Origin of the sequence: Amorphus coralli DSM 19760, assembly GCF_000374525.1 — a bacterium.
In the GTDB taxonomy this organism is placed as follows: domain Bacteria; phylum Pseudomonadota; class Alphaproteobacteria; order Rhizobiales; family Amorphaceae; genus Amorphus; species Amorphus coralli.
The window spans coordinates 51,963-67,056 of sequence record NZ_KB894573.1 but is presented as its reverse complement, the minus strand read 5'-3'; the positions used below and the strand labels follow the sequence as shown (position 1 = coordinate 67,056).

Genomic DNA, 15,094 nt, shown 5'->3' with positions numbered 1-15,094 from the left:
CTCAGTTGGATCTCCTGAACAACATCGCCCTCGGCTCGCAGGTCGCGCTGGCGCCGTCGAACATCCTGTTCTGCTTCATCGGTGTCTTCGTCGGCACGGTCATTGGCCTCCTGCCTGGCATCGGCGCGCTGTCGACGATCTCGCTGCTGCTGCCGCTGACCTTCTACATGGATCCGACGACGGCCATCATCATGTTGGCCGGGATCTTCTACGGAGCCCAGTACGGCGGTTCCACGGCGTCGATCCTGCTCAACATTCCGGGTACAGCGACCAATGCCATCACCTGCCTCGACGGGTACCCGATGGCCAAGCAGGGGCGGGCCGGTGTGGCGCTGGCGATGACCAGCATTGCGTCCTTTGTCGGAGGGTCGCTGGCCATTGTGCTGCTGATGGTGCTGGCGCCGTTGATCGCGTCCTTCGCCTATCGGTTCGGGGCGGCGGAATATTTCGCCATCATGATCTTCGGCCTGGTTGTGGCGTCCTCGCTGTCCTCCGGCTCCCGCATCAAGGCGCTGGCAATGGTCGTGTTCGGCCTGATCCTGGGCGTCGTGGGCATGGACATCTACTCCGGCCAGTTGCGCTACCAGTTCGGCTTTATGGAACTTGCGGAGGGCGTCAGCCTGGTCGCGCTGGTCATGGGCCTGTTCGGCATCGCCGAGATCCTCAACAACCTGGCGCTTGGCAGCACCGACCATCCGCGCGTAACCACGGTTTCGCTGCGCGCGCTTCTTCCCACCCGCGAGGATGTTGGTCGCAGCGTGCTGCCGATGCTGCGCGGCACCGGTATCGGCAGTTTCATCGGCATGCTGCCGGGGGCAGGGCCGACGATTGCCTCGTTCCTGTCCTACGCCATCGAAAAGCGTGTCAGCCGCACACCCGAGATCTTCGGCACCGGTGCGGTCGAGGGCATTGCAGCACCGGAATCAGCCAACAACGCTTCGGTCCAGGCGGCCTTCGTGCCCACACTGAGCCTGGGCATCCCGGGCGATCCGATCATGGCGGTGCTGCTGGGCGCGCTGATCATCCATGGGATCACGCCGGGCCCAGGCCTCGTGCTGGAGCAGCCTCAGATGTTCTGGGGGCTGATCATGAGCTTCTGGATCGGCAACCTGATGCTCCTGCTCCTGAACCTGCCGCTGATCGGCGTGTTCGTGTCAATCCTGAAGATTCCCTACAAGGCGCTGTATGTCGGTATGCTGTTCCTGATGTGCATCGGCGTCTACACGGTGCGCTCCAACATCTTCGACATCTACCTCATGATCGGCTTCGGCGTTCTTGGCTTCGCCATGATGATCGGCGGGTTTCCGGCCGCGCCGCTGCTGCTCGGTTTCGTGCTCGGCCCGATGATCGAGGAAAATCTGCGCCGTGCCCTGCTCATCGGTCGCGGCGATCTCACGGTGCTCATTGGCAGCCCGATCGCGGCGACGTTCATTGCCCTGACGGCGGTGATCCTGGTGCTGCCGGCGCTCAAGCCGCTCGGGCGAAGGGTGGTCGGTCGGCGCGTGCCGACCTGACCGCCGGTCTCGGCCTCAGCCCTGGTTCAGGTAAGCGAGCTCGGAGCAGAGGAAATCAATGAAGACGCGCGTCTTCTGCGGCAGGAACTCGCGCTTTTCGAAGACAGCGTAGATGCCGTTCTCGTAGTCGCTGTGGCTGGCGCTGTAGTCGACGAAAAGCGGCGCCAGCCGGCCGTCGGCGATCGCGTCCCGTACGGCCCAGTCCGACATCAGGGCCACGCCGATTCCGTCGAGCACGGCGGACAGCAGCGACATGCCGTTATCCGACTGAAGCCGGCCGGAGACAGGGACTTCCACCTCCTCCGTGCCGCGCCGGAAGCGCCAAATGATGGAGCCCATCCGCAGCCGGTATGTGAGGCAGCTCACATTGGCCAGATCCGCGGGCTCGTGCAGCAGGTCTCCGTGCTTTTCCAGGAAGCTGGGGGAGGCGACGACCACCCGTCGGCTGGTGGCGATCTTGCGCGCATGCAGCGTGCTGTCGCTCAGACGGCCGATGCGGATGTCCAGGTCGAGGCCTTTCTCCACGATGTCGATCTCGAAGTTCGACATGGTCAGATCGACGTCCACTTCCGGGTAGAGGTCGAGAAATTTCGGCAAGAGCGGCACGACATATTGCTGGCCGACCATCATGCGCGAGTGGACGTGCAGCGTTCCACGTGGGGTCGACTGAAGACCTTCCACGGCAAGGCTCGCCTCCTCGATCTGGGAGACGATGGGCTCGATCAGCGTCTTGTAGATGCGGCCGGCCTCGGTGAGGCTCATTTGTCGGCTGGAGCGATGGAAGAGGGTGGCCCTCAGTTCGTGCTCCAGTGCTGAGATGTGGCGTGAAACAGTGGCCGGCGACATGCCGAGCCGGCGGCTGGCGGCGGACAGCGAGCCGTGGTGGGCGACCTCTCGGAAGACTTTGACGGCGTGCAGCCAGTTCATGCGTTTACGGCGTGTCTCGTCCTTGGGTGCCGGCGCGCGTCCGTCGGCCGGGAGAACCATCGACCTTATCGCCGTCGGTGCGCGCCGGCACCCGCAAATTCGATCCGGCGCAAACCTTGCGGCGCGCCGGCCGCGAACCGGTGAGCACGCAGATTTTCGCAAGGACCTTTGCAGATCCGGAATCTGGACAATGGAGCCGTTGGTTGCAGGGTGCGTCTAGCGTCCGCGACACGCGTCGCGCGACGTCACCGGTTTCAACAAGGATGGCCGCTTGAGCGCCGCGAAACGAGGGAAACGCCCATGGGCATCGACGTAACATTTGCGGAGGGCGTCGCCGAGATCACCATCGACTGCCCGCCGGTGAACGCCATTACGCTGGCCAACTACCGCGAGATCGCCGAAGCCTTCGAGGCGGCGGATACCTGGGACGGAATCAACTGCGTCCTGTTTACCGCCAGCGGCACCCGGGCCTTCTGCGCCGGCCTCGATCTGAAGGAATTTCTCGCCGCGACCGTGGAGGAAGATCCGGCCCGGGCCCGCACCGTGCGCCGCTGCTTCAAGTCCATCCGCGACTGCGCGCTGCCGACGATCGCCGCGGTCAACGGGCCGGCTCTGGGCGCGGGCGCGGTGCTCGCCTCGGTCTGTGATATCCGCATTGCCTCCAGTGCTGCGCGCTTCTCAATGCCGGAGATCAACGTCGGACGCTGTGGCGGCGCTGCGCATCTCGGCCGTCATTTCCCTCAGGGCATGCTGCGCAGGATGTTCTTCACCGGCGATCCCGTCGACGCAGCGGAGGCCTGGCGCCTTGGCTTCGTCCAGGAGGTTACGGAGCCGGATGAGCTCATGCCTGCTGCTCGGGCGCTTGCCGCGAGGATCGCCACCAAAGCGCCGCTCGGCCTGCGCTACGGCAAGCAGGCGCTCAACCAGATCGAGTTCCTGCCCGTCGACGAGGGCTACCAGATCGAGCAGCAGTTCAGCACGCTCCTCATGCGCACCGAGGATGCCCGCGAGGCGACTGCCGCGACGCTGGAAAAGCGCGCTCCGGTCTTCAAGGGCCGCTGAACCGTCACTGCCGATTCCCCGAAGATTTCTTTTCCGGTGCCCTCCATGACAGGTCCGCTTTCCCACATCACAGTACTCGATCTGAGCCGCATCATGGCCGGTCCCTGGTCGAGCCAGACGCTGGCTGACCTCGGAGCGGAGGTCATCAAGGTCGAGCGCACCGGCGTCGGCGATGACACCCGCCGCTGGGGGCCGCCCTATCTGAAGGCCAGCGATGGGGAAGAGACGGGCGAGTCGGGCTACTTCCTGTCGGTGAACCGGGGCAAGAAGTCGGTCGAAATCGATCTCGCCAGCCCTGAAGGGCAGGAGACAGTGCGCGCGCTCGCCCGCCAGGCGGACGTGGTGCTGGAGAATTTCAAGGCCGGTTCGCTGAAGCGCTACGGGCTCGGACCGGACGATTTGCGCGCCCTGAATCCGCGCCTGATCTACTGCTCCATTACCGGCTTCGGCCAGGATGGCCCAATGGCCAAGGACGTCGCCTATGATTTCATGATCCAGGCGATGGGCGGCCTCCTCAGCGTGACCGGCGTTCCAGACGGCGAGCCCGGCGCCGGCCCGCAGAAGGTCGGCGTTCCCATTGTCGACATCATGACCGGCATGTACGCCACGGTGGCGATTCTTGCCGCGCTGGCGCGCCGTTCGGAGACCGGCCGCGGCGATACGATCGACATCGCCATGCTGGACGTGGCGGCGGCGACGCTTGCCAACCAGGCGATGAACTATCTGGTCTCCGGCGTGGCGCCGAAGCGGGCCGGCAACAAGCATCCGAACATTCAGCCGCAGGACATCTTCCCGGTGCGCGACGGCCACATCGTGATCGCTGTGGGCAACGACGAGCAGTTCGGCCGGTTCTCCGATGCGCTGGGGATGCCGGACCTGGCCGACGATCCGCGCTACGCCACCAACAAGGCGCGGGTGGAGAATCTCGACACGCTGCATCCGCTCATCTGCGCCCGGCTTCAGGAGCGCGACCTTGCCGACTGGCGCCAGGTACTGACCGAGCGCAACGTGCCGTGCGCGCCGATCAACACCGTTCCCCAGGTGCTGGCGGAGCCTCAGGTCCGCCATCGCGAGATGCTGCGGGACCTGCCGCATCCGCTGTCCGGAAGCGTGCCCTCGGTGGTTTCGCCGATGCGGTTCGCCGAAGCGCCGCTGGCTTTCGAGACCGCGCCGCCGCTGCTCGGCCAGCACACGGCCGAAGTCCTGTCGCGGCTCAAGCCCCCACACGACGATGGGTGACGGCTAGACCTGCGTCATCAGGCGCAGGCCGAGGATTGCGAGGGCGGCGAGGCCAAGCGGCACGCCCATGGGCAGGTGCCGGGTGGCGCGATAGGTCTGCCAGAGGCTGTCGCACTGGTCCGCGGCGGGCGCGCCGGCCGCAACCGGCCAGTGCCGCACCGCCAGCAGCGCGGCGATCGCGATCAGCGACAGGAGCGAGGCGAGGAGCAGGAACACGCTCCACCAGGCGGGTCCGGCAATCGCGCCGCAGCCGGCCAGAAGCTTGACGTCGCCGCCCCCGATCCGCCCCCACAGCCAGAGCGGGAAGGCGGCGGCGAAGAACACCGCGCCGACGAGAAGGTTCGCCGGCCCGAAGCCGAGCACCGGATGGCCGGCAAGGCCGGGAAGCACCGCCACCGCAACCGTCGCAACGAGCGCGATGCAGATCCGGTTGCCGATGGTGAAGGTGTGGAAGTCGCTCCAGGCCACGGCGAGCAACTGGATGGCCAGGACCAGGGCTGCGACCCAGCCGATGAGGTCGCCGGTCAACGCATGGTCCACGATCGCACTCCTCGGTGCTGTGCCGCTGTCATCCAGTTCCCGTCATGAGCGATTAAAGGGGGAGCGGTTGCATTTATAAGACAGCGATCTCTGGGGAGTGGCCATGCCGGCTTCCGTCCGTCGTCCGAGAGCCGTGGTACTGCGTGTCGGTGTGCTCGGCCGCCGCCTGCGTCGCGACAGGCGTGGTGGGGCGCTGCTGGAATTCGCCATCGTCCTGCCGGTCTTCCTGCTGCTGATCTTCGGGGCGATCGACGTGATCATGCTGCACGCCACCTACGCCTCGATGTTGAGCGGAGCGCGCGACGGCACCCGGTTGCTCGCCCTGCATGCCGGGGATGCTGCGGAGGCAGAAGCCATGACGCGCAGCCGCCTTTTCGGTGCGGGCCCCTACACGGTCGACGTGGAGGAGGCCGGGCTGGGCTCCGACGACGTGGCGGTCGTCGTGTCGATCCCGTTCCAGCACGCCACGGTCACCGGCATTCTCGGCCTCGTCGGCGAGCCGTTGACCACCCGGGTGGTGATGCGGGCCGAGCCGTCGGATCGGCTCTGATGCGGGGGCTCGAACGATCGATACGGGCACTCGCCCGCGACCAGGATGGCGCGGTGCTGGTCATGGCGGCGCTGGTGCTGCCGATCCTTCTGTTCTGCCTGGCGGGCGTCGATCTCCTGATGATCGATGCAACCCGCACCCGGATGACCATCGCCGCGGAGGCGGCTGCGCTGGCGGCTGCCCGGGAACTGCCCGACGAGGCGGCGGCACGCAGCGCGGCCTCGGCCCTTCTGGACGCCAACCTGGCCGGGGAGCCGGGCGCGGGCGACTACCCGACAGCCACGATCCATATCGGCAGCTGGGACGGCGCACGCTTCGAGGCGCGCGCCACGCCGGCGACAGCCGTCTCGGTCGGTCTGTCGCGCAGCGTCGATGCGGGCAATGGCCTGCCTCTGGTGATCCTCACCGTCGGCGGTCTGCACCGGATCGACGTGTCGGCCGGCGCTGCGGCCGCCTACGACGAAACCGCCTGTCTCGATGCCGGTCCGGGCGCGGCAGCGTGCGTGGCGCGGCTGGTGGCGGCGAGGGATTAGGTGATGAATTCACGAATCCGGTCGGCAGGGGCCGGACACGATCTGGTCGGACGCCAGAAGCAGGGGCGCCCGGCGATCAGATGCAGTCGCCGGTCCTGCCTGCGCCCGGGCGCTCAAGGTGCGCTTCATGAAAAATATGTACGCAGCATGAACTCAATTAAAAAGTGTTGCAAAAATTTCATGCCGACAGCCGGCTAAACGCTTTCGGAAGAAAGATGAATTGCTTGGCATCGCCGCCCGCTCCAAGGCTCATTGAGCAAGGGTCGCTTAATCGGAATGGTTGTATTTACGGCTGGACACGCGTCAGGCTGCTCCCGCAATTAACCGTCGTTAACAGGGTCTCAAGGCTGCTCTGTTGGCCCCTGGGGGGGAGGGTGAGCGAAAGGGCTCGGCGTCCATCCGGGGAGCATCATTGTCCAGGATGATTCAGGGGTTACATCATGAACAAGCTCTTCGCGCGCTTCGCCTCCGACAAGAAGGGTGGCGGTCTGGTCGAGTACTCGCTCATCGTCGCTCTGATCGCGCTCGGCTCGGTCACCGCCATGACCACGCTCGGCGACTCGATCGAAACCGGCTTCGGCAAGATCGGAACGTCGCTGGACACTGCCGTGAACGAAAACGAGTACGCTGGCGGCAACTGAGCGCCACGATCATTGGTCCGGCGCCGGCGCTTCGCCTCATCGAAGCGCCGGCGGTCCGGCTTCTGGCCTTGTTGAGAGTGGCTTCTCCTTATCTGAGACTTCGCGGGGATCAAGGAAGGCGCGGTTCGGCGCTCTGGCGCTCGCCGTCATCGTCCTTTCATCGGACCAGTGAATGGAAGTGGGTGACCTGACAGTCGATGCGGGCATTGCCTCGCAAGTCAGACCGCCTGGCAAGTCGCCGTTGCTGCCCAGGCCGGAACGCCTGAACCCGGGTTCAGCGAGACTGGAGGACGCGCGGAGAGCGCGAGCCTTGGGTCTGCTGGGCCTTACCCCGTTTGTGCGGAGTGCATGACATGGTCGCGCGTCGCCGTCTGATCCTGCTGGTCGTGCTGGTCTGCGCGTTCGCGGTGCTGATGCTCGCGCGGCAGCCGGGCCCGACCGCCAGCGAGCCGGCGCCGCAGCGGCCGGTGGTGCTTCTGGCCGACGGGGCAATTGCCGCGGGCGCCGTCATCGGCGCGGCCGACTACCGCAAGGCCCGATGGGACGACCCCTCCGCCGCCCCACCGAAGTCAGCCCTAGCCGCCGACGCCATCGAGATCGCCGCCACGCCGCATTACGCGCTCGCGGACATCGAGCCCGGCGCACTCCTGACCCTGAGAAATGTCAGCGGCGACGATCAGGCGCGGCCCGTCGCCTTCTCGCTGCGTCCGGGACGCCGGGCGATCTCGGTGTCATCGGGGGCGCTCGCTGGCGGCGACCGTCAGGTCATTGCCGGAAGTGTCGTGGACGTGTTCCTGCTGGCCTCCTCGGGTGATGGTCAGGCCAGCGCCGTCTATCCACTGGCCACGGCGATTCCGGTCCTCGCAGCGGCCCGTGAGGGTGCGGACGGCCGCACCTACACGCTCGACGTGGACATCGATGCGGCCAAGCGCATCGCCCTGGCGCAGAATCTCGGCAAGCTCACGCTCCTGGAACGTGGCCGCGACGAGGATGGCGACGAGGTCGGGCTCACCACGCCCATCACCGCCGACGACCTGTTCGGGATCGACCCCGTGGTGGCGCCGGAACCGGTGCGTGCGGTCGGCCCATCCCACCTGACCATCTATCGCGGCACCACCGCGGAACGCCACACGCTGTCGGGCCGCTGACGGTCGCTTTCCAGCCGGGCGGGCCGGCTCATCCAGAGATCGAGTTGAGGTATCGCGTGAGGTTTGAAGGTCGCCGAAGCCGGACCCTGCAGGGCGCTCTCGGACCCGTTCGGGGGCTTGCGCTGGCCCTCCTGCTTTGTGTGGCGGGTGACGCCGTTCCGGCCTTGGCGCAGTCCGGCTATACGGTGGATCTGCCCCGGGGAACGGCCCGGCAGATCCGGATCCCGGCCGGCCAGGCGGCCACCGTCAACGCGCCCGGTGTCCTCGGCGACATTCGCGTTGCCGATCCGTCGGTGGCGGACGTGGCGCCGCTGACCACCCGCAGCCTCTACCTCGTCGGCAAGGCGGCCGGTCGCACCACCGTGACGCTCTATGACGGCGACCGGATTCCGCTCGGAGTGCTGCAGGTCGAGGTGGGGATCGATGTCCGGGACCTGACCCAGGCTATCCGTGCCAACTACCCCTCGGCCAAGGTGAACGTGAACACCGTGAATGGCCGGCTGCGGCTCGGCGGGCGGGTCGACAACGGCCAGACGCTCGCCGGCGTCCTCGATCTGGCGCGCCAATATGTCGGCAGCGCCGATTTCATCAACGCGCTGTCGGTGGAAGACAGCCAGCAGGTGCTGTTGAAGGTCCGCTTCGTCGAGGTGACGCGCAACGCGGGGCGCGAGCTGGGCGTCAATCTGGCCATCACCGACCCCAACACCACCGGCCGGGGCCTTTATACTGGCGATGTCGGCTTCGGCGGGGTGTCCGATGCGGGCACCGGGGCGGGCTCCTTCCAGTTTCCGCTCACCGGAAACGCGGCCTTCGCCACGCTCGCTGCCCAGGTCATTTCCGGCAGCCTGGACGTGGATCTTTATATCCGTGCACTGGAGCAGAACGGGCTGGGACGGGCGCTCGCCGAGCCGAACCTGGTTGCCATGTCGGGCTCGGAAGCGAGTTTCCTGGCTGGCGGCGAGTTTCCGATCCCCGTCCGGGGCAGCGACGGCGAGGTCACCGTCCAGTTTCGCGAGTTCGGTGTGCGGCTGACCTTCACCCCGATCGTGCTCGGCGACGGATTGATCAATCTGGAGCTCGCGCCGGAGGTCAGCCAGATCGATCGGACGGTGTCCGTCGACGGCGTTCCCGGTCTCTCCACCCGCCGCACGGAGACGATGGTGGAGCTGCGCGACGGCCAGAGCTTCGCCATTTCCGGACTGCTTCAGGAAATCTCGGAAAAGGATCAGCGCGCTATACCGTGGATCGGCCAGGTGCCGGTGCTCGGCACGCTGTTCCGTTCCCAGTCCTTCGCCAAGCGTCAGACCGACCTGGTGGTCATCGTGACGCCGACCATCGTGCAGCCGGCGGCGCCCGGAACGCCCCTGAAGGACCCGCTGACCTCGTCGGTGCCGTCCAACGATCCGGAATTCTTCCTGATGGGCGAGCTGGAAACCCAGTCCATACCCATCCGGCAGCTGGCGCGCAGCCGTGGCATCACCGGTCCGGTGGGCCACATCATTCCGGCGAACTGACCGTGTGGATCAGCCTCAAGAAGGCCGCGACAGAGGTCCGCTTGCGCTGGCCGGTCGCCGCATTGGCGCTTCCGCTTCTCGTCGCCTGCGCGGCCTGCAGCCCGTATCTCGACCATCAGGATGCGGTGGTGTCATGGGCGGGCGATGCGCAGAACGCCAACATCGCGATCATGGCGGTTGATCCGCGACACCCGCGCGCGGACCAGGTGCGTTTCTCCACCGACGGTGCGCGTCTCGCCCGGCGCATCGCCGTCGACCGCACCCGTCGGGCTGACGTGGCGTCGGTGCGCACGGCCGAGGACCTGGTGCAATCGGCCGAGGCCTTCACGGACCAGACTCTCGATGGTGCGCTGGTGCCCTGACATGTTCGGCAAGCGTCAGGCCCAGCCATCCGAAACGACCACCGCGCGCTGCGTCATCGTCAGCGACGACGCAGATTGCATCGCCGCTTTGCGCGCGCCGCTTGCCGGCGCCGGCTACCCCGATCCCGCCATCATGAAGGCCGAAGACTTCGTTGCACAGGCTCGGGCGCTCGTGCCGGATCTGGTCCTCGTCGATGGACCCGAAGAGACGGAGTTGCGCGACCGGCTTCTGAAGCGACTGGCGCGGTCCGGCCAGCCGGGGGCCGTGATCGTGATCGCAAGGGAGGGCTCCGCGCATGCCGCCCGCTTCGCGGTGCGGGTCAACGCGCTGGACCTGGTCCACAAGCCAGTGAACCCGCAGGCGCTGGCCGAGGCGCTCGAGCGCCTGGCGGCCGGACCGTCGGATCATCAGTGTCGCATCACCGTCCTGCACGGCGTGGCGGGCGGTGTCGGCGCGACAAGTCTGGCGCTGGCGATCGCCGCCGAGCACGCCGACCGGGCGGCCCTGACGGAGACCGACGTCGCCCTTGTCGATCTCGACCTGCACACCGGCGCGGCGGCGCTCAGTCTGGATCTGCCTCCGACCGGCGGGCTCGGCGACCTGCTGGAGGCGGCCGATCGCCTGGACAGCGAGTATCTGGAGCAGCTCCTGCCGATCTACCAGGGCGTGCGCCTGTTCTCCTTCGGCGATCCGGCACGCGCGGCCGATCATCGGGTGCCGCATCTCGTCTACCGCACACTGGAACTCTTGGAACCCCGCCATGCCCATCTGATCCTCGATCTGCCGGCGCGGCCTGAGCGCTGGGCCGACACCCTGTTTGCCTCGGCCGACGACATCGTCCTGGTGGGGCGGCCGTCCGTGCCGTGCCTGCGGCTGGTCCGGGCGCGCCGCGACAGCCTCCTGGACCAGGGCATCGACGCCGCCCGCATCCACGTCGTCATCAACCGAGTGCGCAAGGGCTGGCGGGACTCCTCCCTCGACCGCGAGGCCATCGGCCAGGCTCTCGGCGAGATCCGCTTCGAGACCATCCGCGAGGACGTCCATACCTTCGACGAGGCGGGCAATCTCGGCCTGTTTCCGCAGGACGTGCGCCAGCGGGGCGCGGTCGGTGATCTCGCCCGTCTCATTCGGGAGCTCGACGGGTGACGAGCCGCTTCACCCTTGCCCGCCAGACGACTGCGCCCTCCGTTCAGGCGGACCGGGAGCCGGGCGGTCCAGCGATTGGCGGACGCTATGCCGGTCCAGGCAACGGAGCCGACCACGGCCAGGCGGCAGTACCCCCGGGTGACGAGCGGGCGCTCCGCGTCGAAGCGCATCATTTCCTCATCAACCGGCTGCCATTGAGCCTCGTGCAGGGTGGCGACCGGCTGGCCCTTCGCCGCGCGGTGGAGCCGCTGGTCCGGGAATTCCTGCGTCTCGGCGGGCACGCGCTGACAGCGTCCGAGCTCGACGCGCTGGTGACGTCTGTGACCGACGAACTAACCGGGTTCGGTCCGCTGGAGCCGCTGCTCGAGGACGAGACGATTTCCGACATTCTCATCAACGGCCATCGCACGATCTTCGTGGAACGAGATGGTCGGCTGGAGCGCAGCACCGTCCGCTTCGACAGCGAAGCCCACCTGATGCAGATCATTCACAAGATCGTCGGCCGGGTGGGGCGTCGGATCGACGAGCAGAACCCGATGGCCGACGCGCGGCTGCCCGATGGTTCGCGCTTCAATGCCGCCATTCCGCCGCTGGCGCTCGACGGGCCTCTGGTCTCCATCCGCAAGTTCTCCCGCCGCAAGCTCTCGCTCGACGATCTCGTCGACGCCGGCGCGTTGAGCCGTGCCATGGCCGACGTCCTCGCGATTGCGGTGCGGTCCCGGGTCTCCATCGTGATCGCGGGCGGTACCGGCTCCGGCAAGACGACGCTCCTGAACGCCCTGTCGGCGGAAATCCGCAGCGACGAACGGCTGATCACCATCGAGGACGCGGCGGAACTGCAACTCCAGCAGCCCCACGTCGTGCGGCTGGAGACGCGCGCGCCCAACGTCGAGGGGCGGGGCGAGGTGCGCCAGCGCGACCTCCTGCGCAACGCCCTGCGCATGCGGCCCGACAGGATCATCGTCGGCGAGGTTCGCGGCGAGGAAGCCTTCGACATGATGCAGGCGATGAACACGGGTCACGAGGGCTCGATGACCACGGTTCATGCCAACAGCCCGCGCGATACGCTGGCCCGCATCGAGCAGATGCTCGGCATGGCCGGCATTCCGATGTCGACGTCAAGCATCCGTGCGCAGGTCGCCTCCGCGGTTCATCTGATCGTGCAGATCGCGCGCTTCCACGACGGCAGCCGCCGAATCACCGCAATCGCAGAGGTCGACGGGATGTGCGACGGCGAGATTCGCCTGGTCGAGCTCTTCCGCTTCCGCGAGCAGGGGGCAGACGAGGAAGGCCGCGTCTTGGGCCGATTCACCGGGGTGGGCGTTCGCCCGCGCTTTGCGGCTCGGGTCCACGGGGCCGAGGCCATGGCGCTCGCCACGCATGTCGGGGGGGCGCCGCGCGCATGAGCATCGACCTGCCGCTCCTAGCGCGCCTCGCAACCGTCGTCATCGCCGCGGTCATGCTGCTGCTTCTGTGGGACGCACTGCAGGTTGTGCGTCTGCGGCGTGCGACGCTGCAGCGTCGGCTGGTCGGCGGGCTCGCGCCGGGGCCGGGACAGGCCGCAGCGAAGGGGGTGAGTGGCGACGATCCCGAAGAGCCGGCCGATCCGATGCCGCTGGCGCCGCCTGGCCTGCGAACCCTCCACCGGGAAAGCGGTTTGTCGATGCGCCTGCCGATGCTGGTTGGCCTGTCCGCCCTTGCCGGGCTCTTCCTGGCCCTGGTCATCGGGCGCCTCGGATTCCCGCTCCCGGTCCAGGTGGCTGCCGCACCGCTCGCCACGATCGCGCTGGTTTCCGGGCTCCTTCGTCGGGCGCGGGAGAGGCGGCTGGCGCGGTTCGTCGAACAGTTGCCAGAGGCGCTCGGTGTCGTCGTGCGCGCGCTGCGCGCCGGGCATCCGCCGAGTTCGGGCCTGGAAATGGCGGCGGCCGAACTTGCCGAACCTGCTGCGGGCGAGTTCCGCGAGCTCTCGCGGCAAGTGAAGCTGGGTCTGCCGCTGGCCGATGCCATCGAACGTCTCTACAAGCGCATGCCGTGCGCAGAAGTGCGCTATCTGGCGGTGGCCGTCAGCGTCCAGGCGGAGGCGGGCGGCAACATCGTGGAGACGCTGCGCACGCTCGCCCAGAGCATTCGCGAGAGCATCTGGTTTCGTAAGCGGGTCCGGGCCCTCACCGCCGAGGGAAAGCTCACCGCGCGGGCGCTGCTGTTGCTTCCGGTCATCGTGGCCGTGCTGATGCAGATCTTGTCGCCGGACTTCTTCACGCCGCTGGTGGAATCCCGCCTGTTCTGGGGGCTTCTGGTGTTCTGCGTGCTGATGATGACGGGCGGCTACCTCGCCGTTCGCCGGCTCGTCGATCTCGAGGCCTGAGGCGGCGGCGATGCGGACAGTGCTCGTAGACATTGCCCTTCTCGGGCTCCTTGCCGGAGCCGTCTTTCTTGTGTGGCAGCTGCGGCGGGAACGCTCCGTGCTGTCGCGCCGGCTCGCTCCCGACCCCGGCGAGGCGCCCGAGCTCGCCGGTGACGTGCGTCGGCGCGAGGTCGACGCGTTCCGGCTGGCCTTTCAGGAGGCCCCGGACGGGTCACTGACCCACCTGCTGCTTGATGCGCACTGGCCGTGGACCCCCCAACGACCAACCTTCGTGCTGGCCAGCGTCGTCGCCGCGGTTGCGGCGGGCGGCATCGCGCTTGCGGCACAGCTCGCGACGGGACGCGCGCCGGACGCGTCATCCACGCTGGTGGCCGTTGTCCTCGCCGCGGCCGTCGCGGGCCTCCTGCCGCGCGTGATCCTTCTCCAGCGGGTCCGGACCCACAGGCGCGACTATCGTCGCATGCTGCCGGATCTCATCGAGATGATCGTGGTCTGCGTCGATGCCGGCCAGAGCGTTCCGGCCGCCTTCCGGCGTATCGCCCGGGAGTTCGCCGATTTCCATCCGCTGCTGGGCATGCATCTTGAGGTGCTGGTACTGGAGGTGGAGGCCGGGGTGGCACTGCACGAGGCGCTGGAGCGGTTTGCCCGGCGCACGGAGCTGGAAGAACTTCTGGCGCTTGTGGCCCTCTTCCGCCAGTCGCAGACCTGGGGCTCCGACGTGGTCGCGACGCTGCGCAGCTTCTCGCACGGTCTGCGCAAGGACCGGCTTCTGGCAGCGGAAGAGCGCGCCAACGCGCTGCCGGTGAAGATCGTGTTGCCCACCGGCCTGTTCATCTTTCCCGTGCTGTTGGTGGTGCTGCTCGCGCCGCTGGTGGTGCGCATCCTGACCACCTTGTCCCAACGTTAGGACCCCGCGTGACGAACCGTGCCGGCATCCCCCGCGTCTCCGGCTATCCGGACGACTTGCTGCGTGCAGCGCGCGCGCTGGCGGTCGCGGCGGTGGTGGCGGGGCTCGCCGGCTGTCAGGCCTCCGACCTTGCCCACGGCGAGTTGCAGGCCCGCACGATCCCTGCGGCTTCGTCGGCCACGGACTTCGAGGAGAGCATGCAGCGCGGTCAGCTCGCGCTGGCGGACGGCAATTCGGGCAATGCCCAGGTCGCCTATCAGCGGGCGGTTGACCTGCGTCCGGACAGCATCACGGCCAGGCTGGGTCTCGCCGCCGCCTATGACGGGCTGCGTCGCTTCGACCAGTCGGACAGGCTCTATTCTGAGCTGGCACCGATCATCGGCTCGACGCCGACCTACCTGAACAACCGCGGGTTTTCGTACTTCCTGCGCGGCGAGGCCAAGGAGGCGGAAGCCTACACGCGGCGCGCCCTGGCCGCCGAGCCCGACAACGTCACGGCGCGCAACAACCTGCTGCTCATCGAGAGCATGTAGGCCGCGCTGGGTGCCGGGCAGATCAAGCCGTTCCTCCGAACGCCGAAACCGCCGGGCTCCCGCGTCGAGCCGCTCGTCAGGGGAAAAGCCCGCTCGCCGCAGCTTTCCTTGC

General features: G+C 67.6%; 16 protein-coding genes. 14 read left to right on the top strand and 2 right to left on the bottom strand.

Annotated features, from left to right (window positions below; genetic code table 11):
- Positions 1 to 5 precede the first annotated feature (5 nt).
- A complete protein-coding gene (locus C507_RS0111070; RefSeq protein WP_018699764.1) occupies positions 6 to 1,514 on the top strand; it encodes a tripartite tricarboxylate transporter permease in 1,509 nt (502 codons plus the stop codon).
- Positions 1,515 to 1,529: 15 nt separating this feature from the next.
- Here C507_RS0111070 and C507_RS0111065 read toward each other — a convergent pair whose 3' ends face one another.
- Entirely contained in the window at positions 1,530 to 2,441 is a 912-nt protein-coding gene (locus C507_RS0111065) for a LysR family transcriptional regulator (RefSeq protein ID WP_018699763.1), read from the bottom strand.
- Between the two features lie 300 nt (positions 2,442 to 2,741).
- On the opposite strand from C507_RS0111065, the gene C507_RS0111060 reads away from it, so the two are divergent.
- Together C507_RS0111060 and C507_RS0111055 are read left to right on the top strand one after the other, a co-directional pair.
- Entirely contained in the window at positions 2,742 to 3,503 is a 762-nt protein-coding gene (locus C507_RS0111060) for an enoyl-CoA hydratase-related protein (protein ID WP_018699762.1), read from the top strand.
- Positions 3,504 to 3,548: 45 nt separating this feature from the next.
- Positions 3,549 to 4,742 carry a CaiB/BaiF CoA transferase family protein gene (locus tag C507_RS0111055; RefSeq protein ID WP_018699761.1) on the top strand — a complete coding sequence of 398 codons (1,194 nt, stop codon included), beginning with the start codon at positions 3,549 to 3,551 and terminating at the stop codon, positions 4,740 to 4,742.
- A gap of 3 nt (positions 4,743 to 4,745) precedes the next feature.
- Here the strand turns inward: C507_RS0111055 and C507_RS0111050 are convergent, their stop codons facing one another.
- Positions 4,746 to 5,282, bottom strand: a complete 537-nt coding sequence (locus C507_RS0111050; protein WP_018699760.1) for a prepilin peptidase — start codon at positions 5,280 to 5,282, stop codon at positions 4,746 to 4,748.
- Between the two features lie 103 nt (positions 5,283 to 5,385).
- Here C507_RS0111050 and C507_RS0111045 point away from each other — a divergent pair, with 103 nt between their 5' ends.
- From C507_RS0111045 to C507_RS0110995, 11 genes are all read left to right on the top strand, one after another.
- Positions 5,386 to 5,832 carry a TadE/TadG family type IV pilus assembly protein gene (locus C507_RS0111045; RefSeq protein WP_083923482.1) on the top strand — a complete coding sequence of 149 codons (447 nt, stop codon included), beginning with the start codon at positions 5,386 to 5,388 and terminating at the stop codon, positions 5,830 to 5,832.
- Positions 5,832 to 6,365 carry a pilus assembly protein TadG-related protein gene (locus C507_RS0111040; protein WP_018699758.1) on the top strand — a complete coding sequence of 178 codons (534 nt, stop codon included), beginning with the start codon at positions 5,832 to 5,834 and terminating at the stop codon, positions 6,363 to 6,365. Before C507_RS0111045 ends, C507_RS0111040 begins: the two co-directional genes overlap by 1 nt.
- Positions 6,366 to 6,805: 440 nt before the next feature.
- On the top strand, positions 6,806 to 7,006 hold the full coding sequence (locus C507_RS0111035; protein ID WP_018699757.1) for a Flp family type IVb pilin: 201 nt from the start codon (positions 6,806 to 6,808) through the stop codon (positions 7,004 to 7,006).
- A gap of 353 nt (positions 7,007 to 7,359) precedes the next feature.
- Positions 7,360 to 8,154, top strand: a complete 795-nt coding sequence (gene cpaB / locus C507_RS0111030) for a Flp pilus assembly protein CpaB (RefSeq protein ID WP_018699756.1) — start codon at positions 7,360 to 7,362, stop codon at positions 8,152 to 8,154.
- Between the two features lie 164 nt (positions 8,155 to 8,318).
- Complete coding sequence (locus C507_RS0111025) at positions 8,319 to 9,668, top strand: type II and III secretion system protein family protein (RefSeq protein WP_018699755.1); 1,350 nt, start codon at positions 8,319 to 8,321, stop codon at positions 9,666 to 9,668.
- 2 nt (positions 9,669 to 9,670) lie between these two features.
- The gene (locus tag C507_RS23280) at positions 9,671 to 10,030 is read left to right on the top strand and encodes a hypothetical protein (RefSeq protein ID WP_018699754.1); all 360 of its coding nucleotides are present in this window, start codon (positions 9,671 to 9,673) and stop codon (positions 10,028 to 10,030) included.
- A 1-nt stretch (position 10,031) separates the two neighbouring features.
- Complete coding sequence (locus C507_RS0111015; protein WP_026319016.1) at positions 10,032 to 11,177, top strand: CpaE/TadZ family protein; 1,146 nt, start codon at positions 10,032 to 10,034, stop codon at positions 11,175 to 11,177.
- A complete protein-coding gene (locus C507_RS0111010) occupies positions 11,174 to 12,583 on the top strand; it encodes a TadA family conjugal transfer-associated ATPase (protein ID WP_018699752.1) in 1,410 nt (469 codons plus the stop codon). The genes C507_RS0111015 and C507_RS0111010 overlap by 4 nt, the downstream gene beginning before the upstream one ends.
- Positions 12,580 to 13,542, top strand: a complete 963-nt coding sequence (locus C507_RS21080; RefSeq protein WP_018699751.1) for a type II secretion system F family protein — start codon at positions 12,580 to 12,582, stop codon at positions 13,540 to 13,542. The genes C507_RS0111010 and C507_RS21080 overlap by 4 nt, the downstream gene beginning before the upstream one ends.
- A 10-nt stretch (positions 13,543 to 13,552) precedes the next feature.
- A complete protein-coding gene (locus C507_RS21075; RefSeq protein WP_018699750.1) occupies positions 13,553 to 14,449 on the top strand; it encodes a type II secretion system F family protein in 897 nt (298 codons plus the stop codon).
- An 8-nt stretch (positions 14,450 to 14,457) separates the two neighbouring features.
- Complete coding sequence (locus C507_RS0110995; protein WP_018699749.1) at positions 14,458 to 14,982, top strand: tetratricopeptide repeat protein; 525 nt, start codon at positions 14,458 to 14,460, stop codon at positions 14,980 to 14,982.
- Positions 14,983 to 15,094 lie beyond the last annotated feature (112 nt).